General features: G+C 64.4%; 24 protein-coding genes and 1 riboswitch. Of the genes, 15 read left to right on the forward strand and 9 right to left on the reverse strand.

The features are described from left to right. Positions 1 to 11 precede the first annotated feature (11 nt). Complete coding sequence (locus tag HQ354_RS18065; protein ID WP_222634515.1) at positions 12 to 1,544, reverse strand: metallophosphoesterase; 1,533 nt, start codon at positions 1,542 to 1,544, stop codon at positions 12 to 14. Between the two features lie 7 nt (positions 1,545 to 1,551). Further along, the gene (locus HQ354_RS18070) at positions 1,552 to 2,349 is read right to left on the reverse strand and encodes an IclR family transcriptional regulator (protein WP_222634516.1); all 798 of its coding nucleotides are present in this window, start codon (positions 2,347 to 2,349) and stop codon (positions 1,552 to 1,554) included. Positions 2,350 to 2,498: 149 nt separating this feature from the next. Between HQ354_RS18070 and HQ354_RS18075 the strand changes: the two genes are divergently transcribed. Genes HQ354_RS18075 through HQ354_RS18095 form a run of 5 tightly spaced genes read left to right on the forward strand, consistent with a single transcriptional unit; the run spans position 2,499 to position 7,373 of the window. After that, on the forward strand, positions 2,499 to 3,371 hold the full coding sequence (locus tag HQ354_RS18075; protein ID WP_114329960.1) for an oxaloacetate decarboxylase: 873 nt from the start codon (positions 2,499 to 2,501) through the stop codon (positions 3,369 to 3,371). A gap of 11 nt (positions 3,372 to 3,382) precedes the next feature. Then, complete coding sequence (locus HQ354_RS18080; protein WP_167676640.1) at positions 3,383 to 4,636, forward strand: aconitase family protein; 1,254 nt, start codon at positions 3,383 to 3,385, stop codon at positions 4,634 to 4,636. Next, a complete protein-coding gene (locus HQ354_RS18085) occupies positions 4,633 to 5,169 on the forward strand; it encodes a 3-isopropylmalate dehydratase (RefSeq protein WP_068431071.1) in 537 nt (178 codons plus the stop codon). Before HQ354_RS18080 ends, HQ354_RS18085 begins: the two co-directional genes overlap by 4 nt. Further along, positions 5,166 to 6,497 carry an MFS transporter gene (locus HQ354_RS18090; protein WP_167676642.1) on the forward strand — a complete coding sequence of 444 codons (1,332 nt, stop codon included), beginning with the start codon at positions 5,166 to 5,168 and terminating at the stop codon, positions 6,495 to 6,497. The genes HQ354_RS18085 and HQ354_RS18090 overlap by 4 nt, the downstream gene beginning before the upstream one ends. Positions 6,498 to 6,524: 27 nt before the next feature. Then, positions 6,525 to 7,373, forward strand: coding sequence for a DUF72 domain-containing protein (locus HQ354_RS18095; protein ID WP_222634517.1), 849 nt, complete (start codon positions 6,525 to 6,527; stop codon positions 7,371 to 7,373). On the opposite strand, the gene HQ354_RS18100 is transcribed toward HQ354_RS18095, so the two are convergent. Then, positions 7,370 to 8,113 carry a GTP pyrophosphokinase family protein gene (locus HQ354_RS18100; protein ID WP_068430861.1) on the reverse strand — a complete coding sequence of 248 codons (744 nt, stop codon included), beginning with the start codon at positions 8,111 to 8,113 and terminating at the stop codon, positions 7,370 to 7,372. The two genes, HQ354_RS18095 and HQ354_RS18100, sit on opposite strands and share 4 nt — an antisense overlap. A 101-nt stretch (positions 8,114 to 8,214) precedes the next feature. Here HQ354_RS18100 and HQ354_RS18105 point away from each other — a divergent pair, with 101 nt between their 5' ends. The 4 genes from HQ354_RS18105 to HQ354_RS18120 all read left to right on the forward strand — a co-directional run bounded on the left by HQ354_RS18105 (position 8,215) and on the right by HQ354_RS18120 (position 10,959). Continuing rightward, positions 8,215 to 8,457 carry a hypothetical protein gene (locus tag HQ354_RS18105; RefSeq protein ID WP_157105413.1) on the forward strand — a complete coding sequence of 81 codons (243 nt, stop codon included), beginning with the start codon at positions 8,215 to 8,217 and terminating at the stop codon, positions 8,455 to 8,457. Positions 8,458 to 8,621: 164 nt separating this feature from the next. Continuing rightward, positions 8,622 to 9,722, forward strand: a complete 1,101-nt coding sequence (locus HQ354_RS18110) for a serine hydrolase (RefSeq protein WP_222634518.1) — start codon at positions 8,622 to 8,624, stop codon at positions 9,720 to 9,722. Then, positions 9,719 to 10,204, forward strand: coding sequence for a helix-turn-helix transcriptional regulator (locus tag HQ354_RS18115; protein ID WP_222634519.1), 486 nt, complete (start codon positions 9,719 to 9,721; stop codon positions 10,202 to 10,204). Before HQ354_RS18110 ends, HQ354_RS18115 begins: the two co-directional genes overlap by 4 nt. Before the next feature lie 71 nt (positions 10,205 to 10,275). Beyond that, positions 10,276 to 10,959, forward strand: coding sequence for a hypothetical protein (locus tag HQ354_RS18120; RefSeq protein WP_222634520.1), 684 nt, complete (start codon positions 10,276 to 10,278; stop codon positions 10,957 to 10,959). Here the strand turns inward: HQ354_RS18120 and HQ354_RS18125 are convergent. The 3 genes from HQ354_RS18125 to HQ354_RS18135 all read right to left on the reverse strand — a co-directional run bounded on the left by HQ354_RS18125 (position 10,925) and on the right by HQ354_RS18135 (position 17,003). Then, positions 10,925 to 14,182, reverse strand: coding sequence for a BTAD domain-containing putative transcriptional regulator (locus HQ354_RS18125; protein ID WP_222634521.1), 3,258 nt, complete (start codon positions 14,180 to 14,182; stop codon positions 10,925 to 10,927). The two genes, HQ354_RS18120 and HQ354_RS18125, sit on opposite strands and share 35 nt — an antisense overlap. A gap of 446 nt (positions 14,183 to 14,628) precedes the next feature. Continuing rightward, positions 14,629 to 16,536, reverse strand: coding sequence for a DEAD/DEAH box helicase (locus HQ354_RS18130; RefSeq protein ID WP_308115226.1), 1,908 nt, complete (start codon positions 16,534 to 16,536; stop codon positions 14,629 to 14,631). 71 nt (positions 16,537 to 16,607) lie between these two features. Continuing rightward, positions 16,608 to 17,003, reverse strand: a complete 396-nt coding sequence (locus HQ354_RS18135) for a VOC family protein (protein ID WP_068430881.1) — start codon at positions 17,001 to 17,003, stop codon at positions 16,608 to 16,610. A 136-nt stretch (positions 17,004 to 17,139) separates the two neighbouring features. Here HQ354_RS18135 and HQ354_RS18140 point away from each other — a divergent pair, with 136 nt between their 5' ends. From HQ354_RS18140 to HQ354_RS18155, 4 genes are all read left to right on the forward strand, one after another. Then, on the forward strand, positions 17,140 to 18,300 hold the full coding sequence (locus HQ354_RS18140; protein ID WP_167676658.1) for an alpha-hydroxy-acid oxidizing protein: 1,161 nt from the start codon (positions 17,140 to 17,142) through the stop codon (positions 18,298 to 18,300). Continuing rightward, positions 18,297 to 19,583 (forward strand): alpha-amylase family glycosyl hydrolase, encoded by a 1,287-nt coding sequence (locus HQ354_RS18145; protein ID WP_167676660.1) that lies wholly within the window; start codon positions 18,297 to 18,299, stop codon positions 19,581 to 19,583. The genes HQ354_RS18140 and HQ354_RS18145 overlap by 4 nt, the downstream gene beginning before the upstream one ends. 68 nt (positions 19,584 to 19,651) lie before the next feature. After that, positions 19,652 to 19,747: riboswitch (TPP riboswitch) on the forward strand. A 31-nt stretch (positions 19,748 to 19,778) separates the two neighbouring features. Next, positions 19,779 to 20,534 (forward strand): 3-oxoacyl-ACP reductase, encoded by a 756-nt coding sequence (locus HQ354_RS18150; protein WP_068431080.1) that lies wholly within the window; start codon positions 19,779 to 19,781, stop codon positions 20,532 to 20,534. 3 nt (positions 20,535 to 20,537) lie between these two features. Further along, a complete protein-coding gene (locus HQ354_RS18155; RefSeq protein WP_167676662.1) occupies positions 20,538 to 21,809 on the forward strand; it encodes an LLM class flavin-dependent oxidoreductase in 1,272 nt (423 codons plus the stop codon). Here the strand turns inward: HQ354_RS18155 and HQ354_RS18160 are convergent. After that, positions 21,773 to 22,693, reverse strand: a complete 921-nt coding sequence (locus tag HQ354_RS18160; RefSeq protein WP_222634523.1) for an alpha/beta fold hydrolase — start codon at positions 22,691 to 22,693, stop codon at positions 21,773 to 21,775. The two genes, HQ354_RS18155 and HQ354_RS18160, sit on opposite strands and share 37 nt — an antisense overlap. 70 nt (positions 22,694 to 22,763) lie before the next feature. Here HQ354_RS18160 and HQ354_RS18165 point away from each other — a divergent pair, with 70 nt between their 5' ends. Then, positions 22,764 to 23,240, forward strand: coding sequence for a hypothetical protein (locus HQ354_RS18165; protein WP_222634524.1), 477 nt, complete (start codon positions 22,764 to 22,766; stop codon positions 23,238 to 23,240). Positions 23,241 to 23,288: 48 nt separating this feature from the next. Here HQ354_RS18165 and HQ354_RS18170 read toward each other — a convergent pair whose 3' ends face one another. After that, a complete protein-coding gene (locus HQ354_RS18170) occupies positions 23,289 to 23,660 on the reverse strand; it encodes an alpha-isopropylmalate synthase regulatory domain-containing protein (RefSeq protein WP_243636706.1) in 372 nt (123 codons plus the stop codon). 388 nt (positions 23,661 to 24,048) lie between these two features. Here HQ354_RS18170 and HQ354_RS18175 point away from each other — a divergent pair, with 388 nt between their 5' ends. Beyond that, on the forward strand, positions 24,049 to 25,239 hold the full coding sequence (locus tag HQ354_RS18175) for an ATP-binding protein (protein WP_222634526.1): 1,191 nt from the start codon (positions 24,049 to 24,051) through the stop codon (positions 25,237 to 25,239). 50 nt (positions 25,240 to 25,289) lie between these two features. Here the strand turns inward: HQ354_RS18175 and HQ354_RS18180 are convergent. After that, on the reverse strand, positions 25,290 to 25,469 hold a 180-nt coding region (locus HQ354_RS18180; RefSeq protein ID WP_374107365.1), incomplete at its 5' end, for a transposase.

The following is a 25,469-nucleotide window of genomic DNA, read 5'->3' on the forward strand; positions in this document are numbered from 1 at the left end:
TGTCGTGTCGCCTACCGCGCCGTCACTGCCCTCGGCACATCCGCCCGCAACGTGAAGTCGGTGACGAACTCGCCGTCTTCGGGCACGAAACGCCGTCGCGGATCGAAATTCTCGACGTCGAATCGGTCGAGCGACGGCGAATGGGTCGTGACGGCCATCGTGCCGCCGTCCAGGTCGAACTGCAGTAGTCGCTGGAAGCCCGTGGTGCGTTCGCCGTCGACCTCGAAGTACTGGTAATCGGCGAGCAGCTGAACGACGGTGCGATCGGTGTCCCCGATCTGCCGGACGACGACGGTCGCCTGCCCGTCGACGTGCCCGGACAGTACGAGGAACACCGAATCATGCGGTACGACAAGCCGATTCCAGATCTGCTGGCCCGAACTCGCGCCGATGTCACCGAAGGCCATCAGCTTCTTCTCGCCACCTTCGTCGAGGTAGTAGTGCGTCCCGATGACGACGTTGCGATCCGGGTGCTCGTCCAACACTCGCTCGGCCCATTGCATGACCTTCTCGGGCGGGTTGTACCCGATGTACAGCATCAGGAACTTGGCACCTGCGATGTCGATCAGGTCGTAGTGTGCCGAATTGTCCGTAGGTGTGAAGGAATCCCCCCACCACGGCTGGTTCTCGTATCGCTGCGGACCGAAGTATTCGTTGTAGAGCTCGTGGTTCTGCTCGTGCATCCCCGGTACGAGCTTGCCTGCGACGTTCCACAGATTGTCGTGATTTCCGGGCAGTACGCCGTGGGGGATCTCGGCGTCCTCCAGCACTTTCATGGCCTCGCTCGCAGCTTCGAACTCGATGCGCGACTGCGTGTCCGGACGCCCGGGGCTGATCCAGCTCTGGATGATGTCTCCGGTGTGCATGCTGTATTCGATGCCGTACTTCTCGGCGTTGTCGACGGTCCATCGTGTCATGTCGTCGTACACACCCGGGTCGTCGCGGGAGATGTACTGGGTGTCGGTGATGTGTTGCAGTGCAAAGTCGTACGTGCCAGGCGTCGCGAATGTTGCATCGGGTCCGGCGTTGTGGTTCGCGAACGAGCGGTCCTCGCGCGGCGAGTCGACGATCATCACTTCGAGTGTGCCGTCGATGTTCGCGACCGTCGCCGTGAGCTCGATGGGCCCACCGGGCGTCGACGGGGACGCGGTGGCCACTGCGGGACCCCACGACTCGGTTCCCGGAGCGCGGACGTGCATGGCGAGATCGTTCAGGTTGACCGACGTTCCGGTCCAGTCCATCTGCGCGACGGTGACATCGGGTCCGAAGGTCACCGTGTAGCGGAGATACGGGTAGTCGTCCCATCCGGAGGTGCGGGCCGACGAGTCCGAGAACTCTTCCCCGTCCAGGACGCCCGCGACCATGTCGGCTGTGATGGGCGCGGGCTCGGCCGTCAGACCGAGCGCGGGAACAGCGGCCGCGGGCACCTGGGTCGGCAGTCTCGACGGATCGGCGACGGCGTCGGCCCCGACGAGCGCACAGGCAAGGAGAAGAGATCCGACGGTCGGGAGGCTCCGCCACCCGTGCGCGGATAGTTGGTCCATAGTCCAACTATGCGCGCACGGGCAGCGACGCTGCAATGTGCGTGAGACGCGCGGCCGCGTCGCACACTCGGTCGATCTTGTCCTGAAGCGCGTCCCCTTCGAAGGCCTCGACGCGTCCGCCGATGCTGATCGACGCCACGGCCGTCCCGTCACGCCCGAGTATCGGTGCCGCGACGGCGGCGACGCCGTCCAGGTAGTCGGAATTGCTGACCGAATATCCCGCGGCCCGAACGGAATCCAAGTGCTCGGAGAGCGCGGTGGCGTTCGTCAGTGTGCGGTCGGTGTACGCCGGAAGTTCGCGACGGAACCATCTCTCTCGCAACGCATTCGAGAACGCAAGCATCGCGATGGGGCCGGCGGCGGCGTGGTACGGCATGACCGATCCGATGTTGATCCCGGCGACGACCAGAGGGTTGTGGCCTTCGAGCCGGTCGATGCAGACGGCGCCCTCGTCGGCCGGGACCATCAGGAATGCGGTGTCGCCGAACGTCGTGGCCAAGCTCTCCATGTACGGACGGGCGGCGGTGCGAAGGTCGAGCTGAACGAGTGCGGCCGAACCGATTTCGAACAACGGCATCGCCACGCGATACGACCCTTCGGACGTGCGGTCGATCCATCCTGCGTGGATGAGTGTCGCCATGAGTCGATGCACGGTGGTCTTGTTCATGCCGCTCGCCGAGGTCAGGTCGTTCAATGTCCAGACGGGCCTGGACGCGTCGAAGTGCTCGAGCAGGCTGCAGGCCTTCAGTACGGCTCCGACGATGTCGCGGCCCGACCGGTCGTCGGATTCGATGGGCGCAACCACAGATGCTCACTCTTTCGTCGGCTCGAAGAAGGTCTCGTCATCATACGAACAGCGTTTCCGGAGAAGCCGCCTTGACATGTGACGGCCACCACTCTAGCTTCATTCTCGCGATCTGCGGAATGCGTTCCGCAATACGGAATGGAGTGATGATGGCAGGGACAGCCCCCACCCTGAAGGACCTCACGACGCAGGGACTCGTCTACGCGCCCGGCGTCTGGGACGGCTTGACCGCTCGCCTCGCCGAGCAGGCAGGATTCAGCGCGCTCTGCGCTTCGGGATTCGCGGTGTCCGCGGCGCTCGGACTGCCCGACGCCGAGCTGTACACGGCAACCGAGAACCTGCAGGCTGTGCGAACGATCCACGAATCGTCGTCACTACCGCTGGTCGCCGACATCGACACGGGCTACGGCAACGCCGTCAACGCCGCGCGCACCGCCAGGAAGTTCGTCGACGCGGGTGTGCAGGGCATGTTCATGGAAGACCAGGTCTCGCCGAAGTCGTGCCCGATCTGCGTCGGCGACCCCGTCGACCTCATCACCGTCGAGGAAGGCACCGGCAAGATCCGCGCAGTACGCGACAACATTCCCGACGACGTCCTGCTCATCGCCCGTACCGATGCACGAGGTGACGACGCGATCCGCCGCGCCCAGGCGTACGTCGACGCCGGCGCGGACATGATCATGCCCGTGACGAAGACGTTCACGACGATCGAGGAGTGGGAGCGGTGCCACCAGGAGGTCGGTGTTCCGCTGATGGCGACGCTGACCGCCTCGACGTGGACCGAGCGTGAGTTCACACCCGAGGTTCTCGAGCGGATCGGCGTGCGCCTCGCGCTCCTGCCCACGCAGATCCTGATGGCAGCCACGGGCGCAGCACGAGAGGCGTTGCGACGCTTGGCCGGCGGCGAGGCCCCGGCGTCCGTCAGCGCCGACGCCTTGCAGCACCACGAGTTCGTCGACCTCATCGGCTTCTCCGAGGTCGAGGCGCAGCAGCGCAAGTACCTCCCGGAGAAGATCTCGTGAGCGGATACACGATGACCGAGAAGATTCTCGGCAGGGCATGCGACGCCGAAACCGTCAGGGGCGGTGAGAATCACGCCGTTCGTCCCGCGCGGATGATCGCGTACGATTTCCCCGGTTACACCGACGTCATGTTCCGTCAGATGCGCGACGACTTCGGCATCACCGAACTGTCCGATCCCAGCCGCTACGTCGTGTTCATCGATCACATGCTGACGAAGAACAACGACAAGGAAGCCGAAGTCCACCAGGTGACGCGTGACTGGTGCGAGTTCTACGGCATCGAGTTGCACGAGGGCGCAGGCATCGGACATCAGCTGACAGCCGAACTGGGGCTGGCCATTCCGGGTGACTTCCTCGTGCATTTCGACGGGCACATCAGTGGCGTCGGCGCGTTCGGAGCGCTCGGATGGGGAATCCGACGCGATCTCATCGAAGCCTGGGTGACCGGCAAGCTGTACGTCGACATTCCGACGACGACGCGGTTCGACCTCGTCGGCGAGTTCGCACCCGGTGTCGACAGCCGCGACCTCGTGCACACCATCATCGATCTCGTCGGTGCCGACGGATGTGCCCACCAGGTCATGGAATTCGGTGGCCCGGGCGCTCGGTCGATGAAGATCGATCACCGGCAGGGTCTCTGTGGCATGGCGATGTTCACCGGTGCAGTGTCCGCGATCTTCGAGCCCGACGACATCTCGCTCGCGTACGCGAACGAGGTTGCGCGGGACAGTTTCTCGCCGGTCTATCCCGACGCCGACGCGTCGTACTCGGCGCGACACACTATCGACCTCGCGACGATCGTGCCCCGCGTCGTGCAGCCCGGTTCGGCACGCGCCGCGAACACGAAGACCGCGAAGGAGGTGTCCGGCACGCCGATCACCAAGGCCTTCATCGGGTCCTGTGCCAGTGGTCGGATCGAGGATCTTCGGGCCGCGGCGCTCGTGCTCGACGGCCGAACCGTGGCACCCGGCGTCGAACTGAACATCGTGCCGACGTCACAGAAGGTGCACCAGCAGGCCGAGGACGAAGGCATTCTCGATGTGCTTCGTGCGGCAGGCGCGAACATCGCGGCGTCGAGCTGCGACTTCTGCTTCGGGTACCAGAAGCCGTTGCAGGCCGGAGAGAACTGCATTTCGACTGGCGTACTGAACATTTCGGGACGCATGGGCAGTTCGGATGCGAACATCTACATGGGATCGCCGTACACGGTGGCGGCGAGTGCAGTCGTCGGTGAGGTGCAGGAATGGCAGGAGGCAAGTCGGTGAGCGCCTACCCACCCCCGCCCGACGTCATCGAGGGCCGCGTCGCCTGGGTCTTCGGCGACGACTTCGACATCGATCTCGTGGTCGGAGTGTCCAACATCAAGTCCTACGACCCCGACCACCTACGGTCCGTGTGCATGAAGGCCTACGACGACGGGTTCGTCGACCGAGTACGTCCAGGCGACATCGTCGTCGGCGGACGCAACTTCGGGTACGGTCATCCGCACTATCCGCCGATGGTCGCGCTGCGCAATGCAGGCATCTCAGCCATTGTCGCCGAGTCGTTCTCGCCCGGCTTCTGGCGCGGCGAGACATTCAACGGCATGCCGCTCATCACCGTGCCCGGCGTGTCGACGGCCGTGAAGACCGGTGACGCCGTGTCACTGGACTGGCGCGCCGCGACAGTGCGTACCGACGACGCAGTGCTCGTCGGCACTCCCCCGAACGCGCGAACCGTCCAGGTGATCGAGGCCGGCGGTTCGTACGAGCTACTCCTCCGAGAACATTCCCTCGCACAGCAAGGACAGAACCGATGACGAACGTGGAACATCCCCCCGCACGTTCCGCCGATAGCGTGCCTCAGAGCAAGGCCTCGTCGACGACGGCCCGACGCGCCGCGATCGCAGGCGGCGTCGGAACTCTCATCGAGTACTACGACTTCGCGGTCTACGGCTTCCTCGCCGTCATCATCGCGCCGTTGTTCTTCCCGTCGACCAGTCCTGGCGTCTCGATTCTGGCGACGTTGGCCGTCTTCGGCGTCGCCTATGTCGCACGCCCACTCGGTGGCATCTTCTTCGGTCGACTCGGGGACCGTCGCGGGCGTCGATCCGCGCTCGTCATCACCGTCGTGTGCATGGGTATCGCGTGCGGCATTCTCGGTCTGTTGCCGACGCACTCGTCGGTCGGCATCCTCGCACCCATCCTGCTGGTGGTCATCCGGCTCGCGCAGGGCTTCTCGGCCGGAGGTGAAATCGGCGGCGCCGCAACGTACATCGCAGAGTCGGCACCGCCGAACCGTCGTGGATTCTTCGGCTCGTTCACGCCGATCGGGTCGACGCTCGGGTTCGCCGTCGCGGCTGCGGTCGTCGGTCTCGTGACACTCGGTACGACGGACGAGCAGATGGCGTCGTGGGGTTGGCGCATCCCGTTCCTGCTGGCGCTGCCCCTCGCGGTGATCTGCCTCCGTGTGCGGCTGAAGCTCGAGGACAGTCCCGAGTTCGAGGAGATGGCCGAGAAGAACCAGGTTGCGGAGAGCCCGCTGTCGGATGTCGTGAAGCGAAGCCCGTTGTCGGTGTTGCGCGTCATCGGTATCGCGATCGCGATGAATGGATCCGGTTACATCGGTCTGACGTACTTCAGCGTGTATCTCATCAAGGATCTCGGATTCTCGAAGGACTCCGTGTACTGGACGTCGGCGATCGCCATCGCGCTGGCCTGTGCGACGTTCCCGCTCAGCGGCATGCTCACCGACAGGTTCGGCCGCAAGCCCGTTCTGCTCGCCGGCTATCTCGCGTACGTCGTGATCGCGTTGCCTGCCTTCATGATTCTCGGCGCGACAACCAGCATCGTCGTCGTCGGCATCGTGTACTTCGTGTACATGGTGCTCAACGGGGTCGTGCAGGTGCCGGCGTTCCCGCTGTTCACCGAGCTTTTCCCGCGTGCGGTGCGCTACACGGGCGTGTCCCTCGGATTCAACATCGGCACCATCGCCGCGGGCGGCACGGCGCCGTACGTCGCAGCGCAGCTGGTGGAATCGACCGGCAACGCCATGTCGCCCGCCTACTGGGTGATGGGTGTGTGTGCCGTCGGTGTCGCGACGGTGCTGACGATCCGTGAGACCGGAAAGAAGTCGCTTCCGGTGTAGTGCGCCGTAGGCGCCTAGGCTTTCCACATGACCCCACGCTCGGCCACGACCGAAGTCCGGATCGGCATCTCCGGGTGGACGTACGCGCCGTGGCGTGGGGATTTCTATCCGAAAGGCCTCGCGCATCGGCGGGAGCTGGAGTACGCGTCGGAACGGCTGACGTCGATCGAGATCAACGGAACGTTCTACGCCATGCAGAAGCCGACGAGCTTCGTGAAGTGGCGCGACGAGACGCCGTCGGACTTCGTGTTCTCGGTCAAGGGCGGCCGCTACATCACGCATCTGAAAAGGCTTGTGGGAGTGGAGCCCGCGCTCGCGAACTTCTTCGCGACGGGTGTGCTGGGGCTCGGCAGCAAGCTCGGACCCGTGCTGTGGCAGCTCCCACCCAACCTGCAGTTCGACGCAGACACACTGGCGAACTTCTTCGAGCTGCTTCCCCGAACGATGTCCGAGGCCGTCGCACTGGCGGACAAACGTGACGACAAGCTGACCGACGATCGGGTCGCTCTCGGTTACGACGTCGACCGGCCCATCCGCTACGCCCTCGAAGTGCGTCACGAGAGTTTCGCGTGCGCGGAGGCGATCGAGCTGGTCCGCGCGCATGACGTCGCGTTCGTCGTCGCGGATACAGCTGGTCGATATCCGTTCGTCGAGACCCCGACGTCGAACTTCATATACGCCCGGCTGCACGGCGACAAGGAGCTCTACGCGAGCGGGTACGACGACGCCGCGCTCGACGTATGGGCGGAGCGTGTCAGGGCCTGGACCTCGGCGGGGATGGACGTCTTCGCGTATTTCGACAACGACATGAAGGGATATGCACCGTACGACGCGATGCGGTTGATCGAGCGTGTAGATCTTTCTACGAAAATCTAGCTGTCGCCGTAGATAGCGCTAGTGTCCACTATCGACCTCAACAGTTCCGCCGGCAGAGCCAACGGCGGCATCGAGTTCAGGTGGATGCTGTCGTCCTGCCGATCCGACGCGCTCTTGATCTCGGCGACCTCGTCGTGCAGACGTTCCATCGTGACGTCGAGGCGGTTCGCGCTTTCGGCGGCGTCGGTCAGCTCGTCGAGAAGCGGCGTGGGGATGGTGCCGTCGTACTTGTAGAAGATCTTGTGTTCGAGACTCGCCCAGAAATCCATCGCGATCGTGCGGATCTGGATCTCCACGGGAACGGGTTGCACTCGGTCGCTCATGAACACCGGGATCTCGACGATGAGGTGAAGACTCTTGTAGCCGTTCGGTTTCGGGTTCGCGATGTAGTCCTTGACCCCCAGCACGGTCACGTCGGTCTGGTTCGACAGCATGTCCGCGATGCGGTACGTGTCCGAGATGAAACTGCACGTGATGCGAATGCCGGCGATGTCGACGATGGTGTTGCGAATGTCGTCGAGCGTCAGAGGGCACTTCTTGCGACGCGCCTTGGTGATGATGCTCTCGGGCGTCTTCAGCCGTGACCCGACGTGTTCGATCGGACTGTAGCGGTGAATGTGAGTGAACTCTTCCTTCAAGATGTTGATCTTGGTCATGAGTTCGTCGATCCCGAACTTGTACGCCATCATGAAACGCGTGAATTCGCTGCGGAGGCGATCGAAGTCCGTGCTGCTGTTCATCTGATCGATTCTGTACTACGACGTCATCGGTGCTGGTCGGAGCCTCGGGAGTCGAAACTCGCGTCCGCGCACCGCGGTCCGAGCGGGGGCGTGAACGTCACGTGCCCGCACGTTCTGCACTCGTGCGTGCGGTGGTGACCCCGTCCGCAGGAGCATGCCCTCGACCCGACCAGCACGGTTCGTGGGCCGAGGGCATGACCGCGGGCGCACCTGCACGGAGCGCTCTCGGCCCATCGATCGCCCAATCGATGGAGCGTCGCGGAGGCGTCGAAGGATTCGCCGCCTGTTTCGTCGGGTACCACCATGCTCGATACCGCCTTGCTGTGACATCGGTAGTGCTGTGACATCGGTACTGCTGTGACGCCGGTAGTTCTGGACCGTCCGCGAACGCGTCCCGGACGGCTCGGCCAGCCTACCACGCATTCGAACGTATGTTCCCATTGCAAGTGTCCGAATTGCCCCATACGCTTGTTCGTAATTACGGAATTGCCGAAAAGATGGGGAAGACATGCGACGGATCGCGACACTTTCTGCAGCCTGCGCCACGGCCCTCATCGTCAGCGGGTGTTCGTCGACGTCCGCGGAATCCGAAGAAGTCTCCGCGCAGTCCGACGACTGCGCGGCCGTGACGTCGACCGATTTCGCGACCGAGGAGGGATGGCTCGGACTTGTCGACCAGGCACCGGACACCGTCAGCATGATGATCGACGACGGCAGGGGCCGAACCGTCGAGCACCGGCCGGACGAAGAGCAGGTGTTGGCGTCGGCGATGAAAGTGGTGCATCTCAGCGCGTACGCCAAGGCGGTCGCCGACGGTGATCTCGATCCCGACGAGCAGATACCGCTGTTGGAATGGGAGCGCTGGTACGTGCCGGGGACCGACGGCGGCGCGCATCCGGCGGCGTTGACGCGATTCGGAATCGCGAACGACGGGGTCAGCGCAACCGATCCGAATGCGACGGCTCGGCTCGACGACATGGTCACTGCGATGATCCAGGAGAGCGACAATGCGGTTCCGGACTACCTCCGATTTCGGCTCGGCGACGATGCATTGAAAGATGCTGCGGCAGAGAGTGGTTGGGATGGGTTCGCGGTGCCGACGCTCGTCGGCGATTCCCTGTCGTTGTTCGATCCTGCGCTCGCGGAGGGGGATCGCTGGGAGACGGCGAACCGTTGGGCGTTCGACCAGCCGTTCCGCGAGAGTGTCAGTGCGTCGGTGCAGATCCCGTCGTACGACGAGCAGGCCGCGGGCGTCGAGAAGTTCTTCACGCGCGGGTCGGCGGAGCAACTGACGGCGTTGTACAGGTCGTTCGGCGACGGAAGCTTCGGGCCGGGCGCCGACACGGTGCTGCGTCACCTCGAGTACCAGCCCGCACCCGCGGGAACGCTCGGCCTCGGCTTCAAGGGAGGTAATCTCCCCGGAGTCCTCACGCAGGCAATGGAATTGCGTCGTGACGACGGCACAATCGCGACGGCGGTATGGCTCGTCGACGGGCTGCCCGCCGATCGGTACGAAGAGGCGATGAACACCTTCACCGTGCAGCAGGGCTTGATCGTCGACGCCATGAGCTCGTCCGACGCTCTCGACCGGATAGCCTGCGTCGTGTGAGTGACGACGTCGAAGCGCGACTGGACCGCCTCGAAGCGCGGGTGGCGGAACTGGAGGGGCGCGGCAAACCTCCACACGCTGCCCCGTCGGGCGGGTCGGTTACGTACCAGGGCGACGTGCACCTTCATGGCGACGTCGAATGGTCCATCGGATATTCACCCGATGCGATTCTCGAGCTGTCGGTAGCGCGCACCGCCGAGGTGCTCGCCGCGCTGGGGCATCCCGTCCGTCTACGGATCGTGCGGACGCTTCTGCGTGGCCCGGCGAACGCGTCCAATCTGCAGGAAGCGGTGGAGCTCGGATCCACCGGGCAGGTCTATCACCACCTGAAGGCGCTGGGCTCGGCGGGCGTCGTCGAGCAGCATGCGCGGGGCGAGTTCCGGATCTCCGCCAGGAAGGTTGTGCCACTGCTCGTCTCGATGTTGGCGGCGGCGGACATTTCGGGGGAGGTGGCTTCGCCACCCGTGCGCGCGAATGTATAGCCCTCTATACATTCGCGCGCACGTGTAGCCCACCAAGTCGCGACCAAGTGGCCCGGGCCAACCTTCCGCACATGAACATCACACCTTCACTCCTGTACCGGCTGAGCGGCGTGTCCGTGATCGTCGCGTTCGTCCTCAATCTGATCGGCGGAACCCTTCACCCCGTGGTGGGTGGCTGGGCGCATTCGGTGGAAGCACTGAGCGCACCGTTCAACCCCTACGCGCAGTACTTCCTTCTGATCGGAACGCTTCTACAGTTCCTCGGCCTCCCCGCGGTGTACGTCTGGGTGTCGAAGCAGGCGGGCCTGCTCGGACTGATCGGCTTCGTCCTCTACTTCTTCTCCAGCATGCTGGTGATCTTGCCGCACCTGACGGTCGAAGCGTTCGTCTCCGTGCCCATCGCGAAGGGACCCGAAGTGGCCCACTTCCTCATTCCCGACGACGATTCGCTGTTCGCCGCCCCGGCATTCCAGAGCCTGCAGATGATCGCAGGCATCGCGTTCATGGCGAGCATGCTGCTCATGGGCATCTCGTTGCTGCGTTCACGGGCTGTGCCGGTGTGGATCAGCGTGGTCATGATCCTCGGTGCTCTGGTCCTGTTCGTGCCCCTGCCGCAAGCGCCGGTGCTGACCGGCTTGGTCATCGAAATTCCGCGCGGACTCGCCATCGCCGCGATCGGCGTGCTGATGCTGAAGAGAAAGAACATCGACGCCGACGCGGTCACCGAGAGCCGCGTCGACGCAGTGACTCGATGAGTCGATCTCCGGAACGTTCGAACTCCTCGGCGGCAGTAATGTCGCCGAGGAGTTTTGCCGTTGCCGCCAAGGCGAAGTCGACGGGGCCTGCGTAGAACGCGCCCGAGTTCAGACCCCCGATTCGACCCGCGAACGGCAACAGTTCGTCGTGAATTCGACGTGACGCGTCGATATCGCCGAGCCGCGCGGCCGCGTGCGCGGAATACGTCGTCATGCCTAGCCAGTAGTAGTCCCGTGGGTACGGTCGTGCGTCGGACCAGAGCTGACGGGCCTGTTCGACGTCGCCGCGGTCCAACAGTGCGACGATCAGCGGCAGTCGTAGGCTGTGCGGCCGCATCGACTCGACAGCGCTCAGCTCGTCCACCATCGGCGACAGATCGTCGAGATATGTTGCGACGCCGAGTCTTCCGATCATTGCAATGAAGTAGGCGACGGCGTTTCCGCCTGCCACCATGTGTTCGGCGATGGCGGAATACTCGGCCAGCGCGGCGTCGGTGTTGCCGGCCATGATCTTCGACGCGGCTTCGTAGATCTGCAGCACGCCCAGCATCTCGCCGAGCTGATGACCCGAGGCGTGCTGGATCGCCGCGGCTGCACTCGACTCGGCAGCGTCGAGTTCGGTTGCCGCGCAGTGAGCCAAGAAGGCGTAGTAGTAGGCGAGGGAAGTGAAAGCCGCGTCACCGTCAGCGGCGGTGAGCAGTTCGTCCGCGATAGAAGGTAGCCGATCCGCGAGATCCGGTCCGAGTGCGATGTAGCCCAACGCATTCAGGGCGCGGCACAGCACCGCGGAATCACCGGTTTCACGGGCAAGGTCGACGGCTTCCGTGGCCGCGGCGATGGTCTCGTCCGTGTCGTCGCCTTCGATCTCGAACACCAACGCGACCAGGAGCAACGCACGATCTCGCGGGGCAAGATCGTCTGTATCCAAAGCACTTTCGATGTGGTCGACGACCGCTCGATCGATGTCGACCTCCGACCGGATCGACCAGACCACCGGTGCGTTCCACGACGTCAGCGCCGCAATCAGTTCCGGACGCCCGATGCCCGACGCGATGTCGATGGCGCGTTGCCGTTCGGCGCGTGCGGTCGTGGTGTCCCCTGCCCGTGCGAGCGATCCGACGAGTGGAGCGAGAACTTCGAGAAGCGACGACGGGGATGCGTCGACGGCCTGAGCGTGCAATGCGGCCGCGGAGCGCCACAGCGCCAGTGCCTCTCGGTGTGAGCCGAGCGATTCGTACCTGCGGGCTGCGTCGACGGCGTACGGCAGAACGTCCATGGCCGTCGACGGGGTGGCCGACAGAATTGCGTGGTGTGCCAGCGCGGCATGATCGTTCGGTGTGCGATCGGCGAGCACACGCAGAGCCGCGCCGTGCAAGCGTGTGCGACGCATCAGCGGTAGCTCGCCGTAGAGGGTGTCGCGGACGAGCGCGTGCGTGAAGCGGAGGCGATCGGGCGATGGTTCGATCAGTAGACCTGCGAGAACGGCAGGTTCGAGCGCGTCGAGTAGCGCGTCCTCGGATCGTTCGCCCATCGATGCGAGGACTCCGAGGTCGACGTCGCGACCCAATACGGATGCGCGTCGCAGCGTCGTGACGCTCTCGCCCGGCAACCGGGTGATTCGACGCCTCAGTACGTCACCGATGGTGTCGGGCACGGCGGACAGTGCGACGTCGGAGCCCTCGGACAGGATGAGACGCGCGAATTCCCGTACGAACAACGGATTTCCATCCGTACGTTCCGAAAGAAGCTGGAGTACTGCGGGGTTCGCCTCGGTGTACCCGGAGTGACGCGCCACCTCGGCGACGCCGGCCGCGGAGAGTCCGGTCAGGTGGATCTTCGTCGATCCCGCACCGGCCGTCGCAGCCCAGGTCGTGTCCAGTTCGGCCGAGACCTCGGACGAACGAAACGTCGCCACGACAAGCACTTTCACCGAGGCAAGCGCGGCGAGCAGGTGTCGTAGAATCTGCATCGTCAGCTCGTCGGCACGGTGACAGTCGTCGAGAATCACTGCGACAGGACTGTTGTCGGCGACGAGTGCGAGGTAGTCGGCGAGCGCCTTGGACAGCCAGAACGGCTCGACCGCAATGGATTCGACGTTCGACATCAGGGGCAGTAGTTGTTTCTCGATGGTCGACGGCATCGGGAACTGCTGCGACAGTGCGGCGGCGATGTCCGCCCACGGCCATCCCGGCGGAGTGCCGTCGACCTCCCGGCAGCGACCCCACGCCGTCGTCCAGCCGTCGGATCGAAGTCTTTCGACGACGTTCGACGCCAACGTCGTTTTCCCCTGTCCCGGCTCGCCACCTACCCACACGACTTCGATCTGGCCTGCGGCGACCGTCGTCGCGATGGTCAGCACCGTCTCCGTCTCGTCGGGTCGGCAGTTGATTCTTTGCTGCGCAGCAAGTGTTTTCGGGCGTAGCGCCGGTGCGTCGACGCGTCGCGGCGCCTCGAGATGTGCGCTCTGCGCGAGTATGTCGGCTTCGAGGGTGCGCAGTTCGGAGCCTGGGTCGATGCCGAGTTCGTTCGCGAGGTACGTGCGTGCACGACCGATGGTGTCGAGCGCGTCTGCCTGGCGGCCTGCTCGATACTGGGCGAGGGCGAGCAGGTGCGCCGGACGTTCACGTCCGGGGTTCTCCGAGACGTGGTGAATCAAGGCGGTGATGACAGCGGTCGGCGGCTCGCCCAGTTCGAGCAACGTGCGTGCGCGTTCTTCGACCGCAGTGCGGTGCAGTTCGTCGAGACGTGCGATTTCGGGTGCAGCCCAGGAGGTGTCGGCCACTTCCTGGTAGGGCCGCCCCGCCCACACGCCGAGTGCAGTGTCGAGAATTGCGAGCCGCTCGTCGTGGGCAGTGATGCGCAGGGCGTCCGTCAGGAGCGACTCGAAGTGCCAGGCGTCGACGGCGTGGGCTGGAAGGTTCAGCGCGTACCCGGGAGACGAGCTGATCAGAATCGTCGCGGGCGTGCGCGGTAAGCGTTCTGGTTCGAGTACCCGTCGGAGATTGGAGACGTGGACCTGCAGCGCAGCCAGTGCTTTCGGTGGCGGTTCGCCGGACCACAGGTCCTCGATCAACAGATCGGTCGACACGACGGCACCCTTCGCCAGGGCCAGTCGCGTCAGGACGGCGCGACGGCCGGGGCCGGCGAGGTCGACGACATTGCCGTCCCGTAGCGCACGCAACGGGCCGAGCACGTGAATCGACAACGGGTGCGAGGTACTCATGGTGTCTCGCAGACTAATCGTTGAGCGGACCTGCCGGTGACCTGAAATCCGGAGGTTGGCGAGACGGGCCTGGCAGGCATCTACAAGATTGTCTACCGGGCGTCAGTGCACGATGCATTCGAAGTCTTCCGTAAAGAGCCCACGAACTCCGAGCGTGGTACACGATTCGAACAGCGGGCGTGCAGGTGGACCGGGCAGCGACCTTCTACAAGGTAGATGAGGATTTCTTCGACCTGCCGTGACTACCGTGGAATTATGTAATACCACTGAAGTATCGAGATGAACCCGTTCCAGATGTTCTCGAGCGTGAACAGTTGCAAATAGTATTCCAGCGGTTGCAACATGTGGCCTCCCCTATTGGTTTCATCCATCGCAGGGTATGTCGCTAGCGCTGTGCGCTTCGTTACTCTGCTGGAGAAGCTAAGCACGACAGGCACTTTGCCGATTTACCTTTCAGCCCGCGCTGCAAGAAACGCCTCCGGATCGATCAGGTCCGCTTGACCGACGATCGACCCCAGATCCGCGATGCGCTCGATGCCCGTCAGCACCATTTCCTCCTCGACCGTGCCCTCGGCGAAGCCGTAGTAGCAGGTCGACGTCGTGTGTTTGTGGTCCTTGTCGATGCGGTTGGCGCGTCCCTCGATCTGACGGATGTCGATGGGAGTCCAGCGCGGGTCGTGGATCAGCGTGACGCGGGGCGCTGCCGTCGACACCGTCCGCTCGGGTAGCAACAGCTCGCCCGCGTGCAGGTTGATGGCACTGGTCGTGGTCGAGATGATCACGCGCGCCGCACCGGTCTGGAAGCGTCGGATCTCGATCTCCTGAATCGCACTGCTCATGCTGCCGTCGACGACCGCGACGTCGAGCCCCTCGCCGCGCAGGGTGTCGGCGAGAGCCGCCACCGATTCGCGATAGAACATCGACACGAACACCTGATTGCCCTCGCGGACCCACGACCGCACCTGGTCTGCCGACGCCGGAATCCGCAGGTACGAACACTTCTGCCGGAACCGCAAGGTCGCTGCTCGCGTGCTGGGATTCTTCTGCAGAACCCGCTTGCCACCGACGGACTTCCACAGCGGCAGACCCAGTTCCTTGCGGTAGTCGACCCACGCGGAGTTGTAGAGACGCTTCTGCGCAGCCGTCAGTTCCTGCCCGAGGGGTTCACGCGGCGTCGGAGGGGACGGCCGCGAAATGGACCACGGCACCGCACCGCCCGCGAGCCACCGATGAATCGTCGAGATGTCGCGGTCGCGTCGGGCAGCGTCTTCGGGCTCCCACCGCCACGACTTGAGGCCGCCCGCCTTGCCCTCCTTGAGCGCGAATCCGGCGTTCTCGAGGAACGTTGCCCACTGGGTGGTGACGGCGTATCCCAGCGAGTCGTCGTCGACGATGGGCTCGTTGCCGCGGCTCTGTTCGATGGCCCGGGCCATGTACGCAAAGTGCATCGGCTGGTAGCCCGGCGTCGCGGACATCCAGACCACTGCGCGCGCAGCTTCCTGGTAGCGCCAGATGATCTGCGACTGCTGCGATTCGATGTTCATCAACGCGTGGGACTCGTCGGCGATGACGACGTCGATGTCGAAGCGCAGTTCGCCGAGCGCGATGGTCCGCTTGTTCTGTGTTTTCTTGCGTTTGCCCAGGTCGGTGTCCTCGGGCACCGTCAGCAGCTTCTTCGTCGACTGGTAGGTGACGAGAAGCCACCGCTTCCGGTCAGCCGGGTCGAGGTCGGCCTCGGTGTCGGCGATGGTGCGTCGCCACCCGGGAAGCGCACCCTTCGGGGCGACGACGAGAACCGTGGAGATCGCAGGATCGTCCATCTGCCGGACGGCCTCGCACACGGCGAGCGTCTTACCGAGACCCGTCGAATCCATCTGTGCGAAGTACGGGAACCCGTTGTCGAGAGCGTCGAGATGCCGTCGTACCGATTCGAGCTGCGTCTCGCGCGGCTTCATGGAACGCTCGTGCACGACCTCGTCGCGCCACGTCTCGTTCGCGTCGTCCTCCACCCACCGCTGCAAGCTGTAGGGCATCGACTCGAACGAGGCCAAGGCGTCGGGAAGCTCGGTTCCGTAGTAGGCGAACACCCGTGGCCCCGGGTACCAACGGGCGCCCGACGCCGACGCGAGGGACCGGTCCTCGAACGGGACGTCGAGGACCCAGACGCGCTCGCCCGGGTCCGGGAGCCGAAGGTCGGGTGAGACCGTCTTGCGGACGGACCGCTTCCTCGGCGCGGCCTTCTTCTTCGCGGTCGACGTGCCGCTCGCCTGCTTGAACTTGCGCGCTGCAGCGCTCTTCCCCGCGCCGACGGTACGGGCGGTGGTGGAGGCGGGCTTGCGTCTGCGAGGTGGCACGGCAAACACCGTAGAGCACCCGTCCGACACCTCCGATCAGGCGGGAGTGGAGCCTGCAGGAATGACCCTTATCAGGCAGGTGCGAAGAATTCCAATGCGATGTTGTCGGGATCGCGGAACGAGATGCCGGAGCCGTAGTGGGCGTTCTTGATGCCGGAGTGGGTGATGCCCAGCTCGTCGAGCCTCGCCGGCCATTCCTGCAGCTGATCCTGGGTACATCCGAAGCCGACGTGGTCGAGTCCGATGTGGTGCTCGTCGAACGGATCCCCGGTGGCGTGGCCGGGATGGGTGTGCAGGCCGAACAGCATGCCGCCGCCGATGGCGAACACCGTGTGGTGAAAGGTGCCGGATTCTTCGTCCTCGTCGAGGACCGGATCGGAGCCGAACAGTCGCGAGTACCACGCGGTACTGGCGGCCAGGTCGGAGACGGTGATCGCCACGTGGGCGAGTCCTGGGAACTCGGTCATGATGCTCGGGCCCTTCGATCGACGTCGTACATAGGCGTGTTCACGCTATGACCGAGACCGCGTCCGCACCGGCAGATGAGGGTGAAACCGCCCGACAGGGCAGGTGAGGTTGCGCGCTCCTATTACGGTGTGAAGCATGAACTTCAGCGACCACCAGATCGGCATCTACGCCCAGGGGATGTTCACCGATACGAGGCCGGAGATCACGACCAATCTCGCGACGCTCGAAGAGCAGGCCGCGGCCACGCTGACGCCCGAGGCCCTTGGCTACATCGTCGCCAGCGCGGGCAGCGGTTCGACGGCGCGCGCGAACCGCGATGCGTTCGACGCCTGGCGCATCGCACCGCGCATGTTGCGGAGCGCCGCCGAACGCGACCACGCGACGACGATCCTCGGCACCGCACTGCCCGCGCCGCTGATGATTGCGCCCGTCGGGATCCAGACCCTCGCGCATCCCGACGGTGAACTCGCGACGGTGCGCGCGGCCGCAACCCTCGGCGTGCCCTACATTCACTCGACGCAGGCGTCACACTCGTTCGAGCAGGTCGCCGAAGCGGGCGGCGACGCGCCCCGCTGGTACCAGTTGTATTGGCCCACCGATGAATCGGTGTTGCTGAGCTTCCTCGGACGGGCACGGGGCACCGGCTTCACGACGCTCGTCCTGACTCTCGACACAACCCTTCTCGGCTGGCGACCCGCCGACCTCGACCGTGGTTATCTCCCCTTCCTGGCGAATCTCGGTATCGAGAATTACCTGTCGGATCCGGCGTTCCGAGCGGGCCTCGAACAGCCGGTCGACGCCAATCCCATTGCTGCCGCGATGCATTGGGCGCAAATGTTCCCGAATCCTGGCCTGAACTGGTCGCAGCTGGCGTTCCTGCGTCAGCACTGGGACGGCCCGATCGTGCTGAAGGGAATCTGCACCGTCGGCGATGCACGCTCCGCGCTGGAACACGGCGTCGACGGTATCGTCGTGTCGAACCATGGCGGACGCCAGATCGACGGTGCACGTGCATCGTTGGACGCACTACCCGAGATCGTCGACGCAGTGGGCGATCGACTGACGGTGCTGTTCGACTCCGGTGTACGCACCGGCGCCGACATGGCGAAGGCTCTGGCGCTCGGCGCCGATGCAGTCCTTCTCGGCAGGCCGTTCCTGTACGGTCTGGCGCTCGCGGGCCAAGCAGGCGTCGAACATGTACTACGTTGTATCCTTGCGGAATTCGATCTCGTCACCAGTCTGTCCGGCCACACCGGTGCGTCGGAGCTCGGCCGTGAGTCGGTGATCCGAGCGTGACCGCTCCGGCGTGGGTCCAGCACGCGATCTGGTGGCAGGTGTATCCGCTCGGCTTCGTCGGTGCGCCCGTTCGGAATTGGGACGGATCGTCGTCGGCGGACGAACACAAGCTGCGTGGCATCGTCGAATGGCTCGATTACGCAGTCGAACTCGGAGCGTCGGGAATCGCCCTGGGGCCCATCTTCGCCTCGGAGGGCCATGGATACGAGACGGTCGATCATTTCCGCGTCGACGAACGACTCGGCACCGCCGAGGACGTCGACGCGCTGATCGAGGCCGCACACGACCGCGGAATGCGGGTATTGCTCGATGGTGTGTTCAATCATGTGGGGCAATATTTTCCACGATTTCAGGAAGCGCTTGCCGGTGACGCGGACGCCGCGTCCTGGTTTCACCTCGACTCCTCCGGTCGGCACCGCAACTTCGAGGGCCACGACGAACTGGTGACGCTGAACCACGACAACGAGGACGTCCGGCAGTACGTGGTCGACGTCATGTCGCACTGGCTGAGTCGCGGCGCCGACGGCTGGCGTCTGGACGCGGCCTACGCGGTTCCGACGTCGTTCTGGGCATCGGTCGTACCCCGTGTGCGCCAGTCCTTTCCGGATGCCTACTTCCTGGGTGAGGTCATTCACGGTGACTACGGCCGCATCGCAGCGGACAGCGAACTCGACTCGGTGACACAGTACGAGCTGTGGAAGGCGATCTGGAGCGCGATCTCCGAGAAGAACTTCTTCGAGCTGTCTCATGCGCTGGGCCGACACAACGAGTGGCTCGACGCGTTCGTTCCCGCCACGTTCGTCGGTAACCACGACGTCAATCGCATCGCCAGCACCATCACGGACGAACGGCACCTCGCGCACGCCCTCGTCGTCCTGTTCACCGTCGCGGGGACGCCGACCATCTACTACGGCGACGAGCAGGGTTTTCGCGGCACCAAGGAGGAGCGCGTCGGCGGGGACGACGAGGTTCGCCCCGAATTCCCCGCGAACAAGGATGATCTCGCCCCGTACGGGTGGCCGATCTTCCATCTGCACCAGGAGTTGATCGGCCTGCGGAGGCGGAACTCGTGGCTGCACACGGCACGGACGGAGGTCGTCGAGCTGACCAACACCGCGCTGGCGTACCGCGCGTCAGCGGGCGAGGAACGGATCCACGTGGTCCTCAATCTCGGCGACGACAGCGTCGAGTGCCGGTTGAGCGGACCCGTGTTGGCCGGCCAGGCCGCGGTGCAGGGCGGACACGTCACCGTGCCACCGCACGGATGGGTGGTTCTCGGCTGAATCGGGCTGTATATCGTTTTCTAGTTCTCAAGCTAGAAAAAGATATACAGGCGATACGGCTACACTCGGCAATCGACACGGGGTGCCGCTGCACGGCGGCTGAGAACACACCCGTCGAACCTGATCTGGCCAGCACCAGCGTAGGGATGTCTATGACTATGTCTGAGCTGTGCCTTCGAGTGAGAGGCGCATTCAATGAAGTTGGACGAGCAAACGGTTCTGGTCACCGGTGCCGGCCGCGGTCTCGGGTCCGCGATCGCGCGGGCCTTCGCGGCGCACGGTGCACGTGTCGTCGTCAACTATCGACGCAGCCAGGAGGCAGCCGAGAAGCTGGCCACCGAGATCGGTGGCGTTGCGGTACAGGCGGACGTCACCGATGCGGACCAGGTGGATGCGCTGTTCGCCGCGGCCGAGAAGCACTTCGGCACGCCGATCACGACGGTCGTTAACAATGCGCTCGCGGACTTCTCGTTCGACGGTGACGCGCGCAGCAAGGCCGATTCGATCGAGTGGGAACAGTTCGATTCTCAATTCCGTGGGGCCGTTAAAGGTGCTTTGACGACGACGCAGCGCGCGATCCCGGGCATGCGCGCCGCAGGCTTCGGCCGGATCGTGAACGTCGGCACCAACTTGTTCCAGAACCCGGTGGTCCCGTACCACGACTACACGGCATCGAAAGCTGCGCTGCTGTCTCTGACACGCACTCTCGCAACCGATCTCGGCGCTGATGGCATCACGGTCAACATGGTCTCCGGCGGGCTGCTGCGCACGACGGACGCCAGCGCCGCGACACCCGACGAAGTGTTCGACCTAATCGCCTCGTCGACCCCACTGCAGCGCGTCGTCACGCCCGAAGAATTCGCCGACGCACTCCTGTTCTTCGCGTCTCCGTGGTCACGCTCGGTGACCGGGCAGAACCTCGTCGTCGACGGCGGTCTCGTCAAGGGCTGAATCATGCTGCATTTGAATGCCTTTCTGTTCGGTTGCGGTCACCACAGCGCTGCCTGGCGCCACCCGGATTCGCGGGTCGAAGACCTCGGTGACATCGCGTACTACGAGGAACTGGCGCAGATCGCCGAACGCGGCAAGCTCGACGCAGTCTTCTTCGCCGACGGCCATTCGGTACGCGACCCCGCAGGCGCCGGAACCTGGTTCCTGGAACCGATCACGGCTCTGTCGGCCATGGCGCGGGCGACGACGCACATCGGACTCGTGACGACGGTGTCGACGACGTTCTACACTCCGTTTCACGCCGCCAGGATGCTGGCGTCGCTGGATCACATCAGTGGCGGCCGAGCCGGATGGAATGTCGTCACCTCGATGTTCGACGCCGAAGCACGGAACCACGGTTTCGACGAAATCCCCGGCAGGAAAGAGCGTTACGAACGAGCCGAGGAGTTCGTCGACGTCGCACTGGCATTGTGGGACACGTGGGACGCCGACGCGCTCGTTCTCGACCGCGGTGGAATGTATGCGGATCCAGCGAAGGTGCATCGGATCGACCATGACGGCAAGCACTTCCGCGTCGACGGTCCGCTGACGGTTCCACGATCGCCGCAAGGTAGGCCGGTGCTGTTCCAGGCGGGCGCGTCGGGGCAGGGTCGTGATCTCGCGGCCCGGTACGCCGAGGCCATTTATGCGGTGGCGTACGACATCTCGTCCGGATCTCGGTACTACGCCGACGTCAAACAGCGGATCGCGGAGGCAGGCAGGGACGCGTCGGCGGTCGGGATCATGCCGGGGCTCGTCACGTACGTGGGATCGACGATGGACGAGGCGAGAGCGAAGAAAGCAGAACTGGACGCGCTACTCCCCGTCGAACAGTCGCTGCGTCAGTTGAGCATGTTCGTCGAACAGGATTGCACTACCTGGGAACTCGACGCACCCGTACCGTCACTGCCGCCGCTCGAGGAGTTCACCGGTCCGCACGGTAGGTACGACACGATCCTGCGCATCGTCGAGAAGGATGCGCCGACGGTCCGCGAACTACTCGGCACCCTCGCGGCGGGCGGTGGACATGCGACGATGATCGGTACGCCCGAGTCTATCGCCGACGAGATCGAGGCCTGGGTGCAGGCAGGCGCCGCCGACGGCTTCAACCTGATGCCGCCGCTCTATCCCCACGGCCTCACCGAGTTCGTCGACCACGTCGTTCCGATCCTGCAGGCACGCGGCGTCTTTCGTCGCGACTATGCCGGGTCCACGTTGCGGGAGAACCTGCGCTGACGCACGGGTGGCGAAGCCGCAAAGCTTTTCGTCAACTCCGCGATCTCCGACGCATGGGAGATGGGTGACCAATGCCCGGCGCGAATTTCGCTGCGCGTCAGGTTCTTCACCCACTTCTCGGTGTCGTCGTAGTGGAACGGCCGAACCGCGACGTCCTCGGTGTTCACGATCAACTGCACGGGCACGTCGATGTGACGCTGCCTTGGCTGGGTCAACCGGGGGACGATGTTGGCGCGGTAGCGGTTCGTGCCGTTCACCGCGTCGGACCACAGCGTCGAATTCTGGGTCACCAGTGCGGGATCGACGTCCGAGAACTCCTGTAGGAACGCGGGCCATCCCTTCGCGAACTGTCGCTTGATGCGGAACGTCGACAGCCCCGGAATGTGGAACGTGACCGTGTACCACGAGGCGCGGGTCTGTGCGAGCACCTGCTTGATGCCTGTCCACGTCGGCTTTCGCAGTCGGGACCGCGACCACTGGGCGAGATGATCGAGGTTGGGCCCCGACACCGACGTGTACGACGCGATCCGGTCTACCGCGCGAGGCTCGCCTGCCGCCTCCCATACTTCGACGGCCCCCCAGTCGTGCGCGAGCACGTGGACCGGTCGATCGGGGCTGACCGCGTCGATCACCGCGTAGAAGTCGATCGCCAGGTTGCTCAGGCGATATGCGGACTGCTCCTCGGGGACCGTGCTCTCCCCTGCGCCGCGGGTGTCGTAACTGATGACGCGGAACTCGTCGGCCAGTAGCGGAACGATGTGACTCCACAGGTCGTGGGTATCCGGCCAGCCGTGTACCAGGACGATCGGTTCGCCGTCCGGGTTGCCGGTCTCGAACACCGCGAGCCGCATTCCTTCGTTGACGACGACGCGTTTGGTAGTCATACGAACCAACTTAATATGAACGCCGGTTACATGTACAAAGTTTGTCGGTGCGGCCTGCCATGATCTGCGCGTGACTTTCGACTGGCCGCACAACTGGCCCCTGACCGCACGCACCATCGCGGCGGCAACCGACGACGCGATCGCTGCCGCGACGGCACGGTCCGTCGAGCCGTTCGCCGACGCGATCGAGACGCTGACGTCCGAGGATCCCGCCCAGGTCGGTCTCATTCATGCGGAGACGGTCAGGTCGTTGCTGGAGGAGTTACATCCCGACGGTCTGACCGGCGAGGACGTCCAAGACGCTCTCACGCGGACGGTCCGCAGCGCGGCGGAATGGAACCCGAGCGTCGACGTCGACGGCTTCGTCGAGGTGCTCACCGGCGCCTTGGGCGTCGCCGACACCGAAGAACGCCGCCCCCGTCCGAGGCCCGAACATGCAGTGCTGTTGATTGCCGATCTGCTGGTCAGGCGGAAGGCGTCGGGCAAGATCTACATCCGTCGCGCGGTCGCAGAGGTGCAGCGCGCGCAGACCATGGAGATGCCATAGGCACTTCTATCGCTATCTTGCTTGTAAGCTAGATAGCGATATATCGCTCTACAGGTGGAGCATGTTGGCGGCACCGACGACGGCCCGAACCGACGACAGCGATGCGTCGGCCTCGATTGCCATCGACCACTCGCGGTGACCGTCGCACTCGAACGCGACGAACGTGGCCGTCGATCCTTCGGTGAGTGTCTGCTGGTGGAACTCGAGTATCTCGACGTGACAGCCGAGGTCGTAGAGCATGGACGTCAACGCGTCGATCGGCCCGTACGTCGTCGCCGACGCGGTGTGGATGGCATCTCCGATACCGAAGGTGGCGTCGAACGTCGTTCGGCCACCCCGTGCGGCACTGGCTTCCCAACTGCCGAGTCGGATCGGGCCGGCGGTCGACGTGAAGGTCTGGCTGAAAGTAGTCCAGTTCATGTCCTGTGCCTGAGTTCGAAGGTCGCGCGGGAGAGGGGTTCCGTAACGAGCGGCGAAGCGGTCTGGCGACGAAAGAGCGGTGAGAGCGTTCATGAAGGTGGTCCTCGAAATGTGAAGGAAGGACCGAGGTAGCACGTTGACCCGCAGCGAGGGGTCGGTCCGAATCAGACCCCGCTACGGCGGCGTACTACGAGAATGTTCTTCACGAACGCCAATCTAGACCTGGTTCGGAAGGCGATGCAACCACTATTTTCCGATCTAACGCACTCTACGGTCGGCGATAGATAGGTCGATAGTCACCGAGAAACTTCATTGCCGTCGATAGCGGTCTCTAGGACACGACCTAGATGTCCGCATAAACGCCTAGTCGTGTTGTTACTTTGACCCCATGGACCCCGTGCGTAACCCTTACGCTCCCGGCGCAGGCCAGCGGCCGCCCGAGCTTGCAGGTCGGACCAAGCAGCTCGACGCCTTCGACGTCGTACTCGAACGCATCACCCGCGGCAGGCCGGAACGCAGCGTCGTACTGACGGGGTTGCGTGGCGTCGGGAAGACGGTGTTGCTGAACCAGCTGCGATCAGCCGCCGTCGCGCGTGGGTGGGGCACGGGAAAGATCGAGGCGAGACCGGATCAGGAGCTTCGACGACCGTTGTCGTCGGCGCTGCACATGGCGGTGCGCGGCATCGCGGCGTCGCATCGGGATCCGGAACGCGTCGACGAATTCCTCGGTGTGCTCAAGGCTTTCGCGTTGCGCGCGTCGGCGGGCAAGGGCATGCGCGAGCGGTGGCAGCCCGGCATCGATGTGCCGGCGAAAACGGGTCGTGCCGATTCCGGTGACATCGAGATCGACCTCGTCGAACTGCTGCTCGACGCGTCCACACTGGCGGGGGACGTCGGGGTCGGCATCGCGATCTTCATCGACGAGATGCAGGATCTCGGCGCGGCCGACATCTCGGCGTTGTGCGCGGCGTGCCACGAGCTCAGTCAGGACGCGGCCCCGCTGATCATCGTCGGAGCCGGGTTGCCGCATCTGCCTGCCGTGTTGTCCGCGTCGAAGAGTTATTCGGAACGACTGTTCAGTTACCACCGCATCGGACGGCTCGAACGCAAGGCAGCCGATCTCGCGCTGATCGCGCCCGCCGACCGCGAGGACGTCGAGTTCACCACCGAGGCACTCGATGCGCTGTACGAGGCCGCCGACGGCTACCCGTATTTCGTTCAGGCGTACGGCAAAGCGACGTGGGATCTCGCGCCCGAAACACCGATCACCGCGGAAGACGTGCGCGTCGCAGCGCCGACGGCCGAGGAGGAACTCGCCGTCGGATTCTTCGGCTCACGGTACGAACGGGCGACGCCCGCCGAACGCGAGTACATGCGCGCGATGGCGGACCTGTCGGAGGAGGACGCGTCGGTGCCGACGGCTGCGGTCGCGACGGAGCTGAAGCGCAAACCTGCGTCGTTGTCCCCCGCGCGCGACGGGCTGATCAAGAAGGGCCTGATCTACTCGGCAGAGCGCGGAACGATCGCCTTCACGGTCCCCCACTTCGGGCGGTACCTGAGGGCGCAGACGGACGAATAGGCAGCTTCGCTGCACGTGCGCGCGAATGTATAGCCCCCTATACGGCGGTCTCAAGCGGTCATCGCAACGAGCGTCTTGTCGTATGCCTTCAGAGGAGAATCCAATCCGAGGGTCCTACGGGGACGGTTGTTGAGTAGGTCCTCGACCTCGGCGAGCCGTTCTGGGGAGTGAACGGACAGATCGGTGCCTTTGGGAAAGTACTGACGAAGCAGTCCGTTGGTGTTCTCGTT

This window comes from Rhodococcus sp. BP-261, from assembly GCF_019835205.1.
Classification (GTDB): Bacteria; Actinomycetota; Actinomycetes; order Mycobacteriales; family Mycobacteriaceae; genus Rhodococcoides; species Rhodococcoides kyotonensis_B.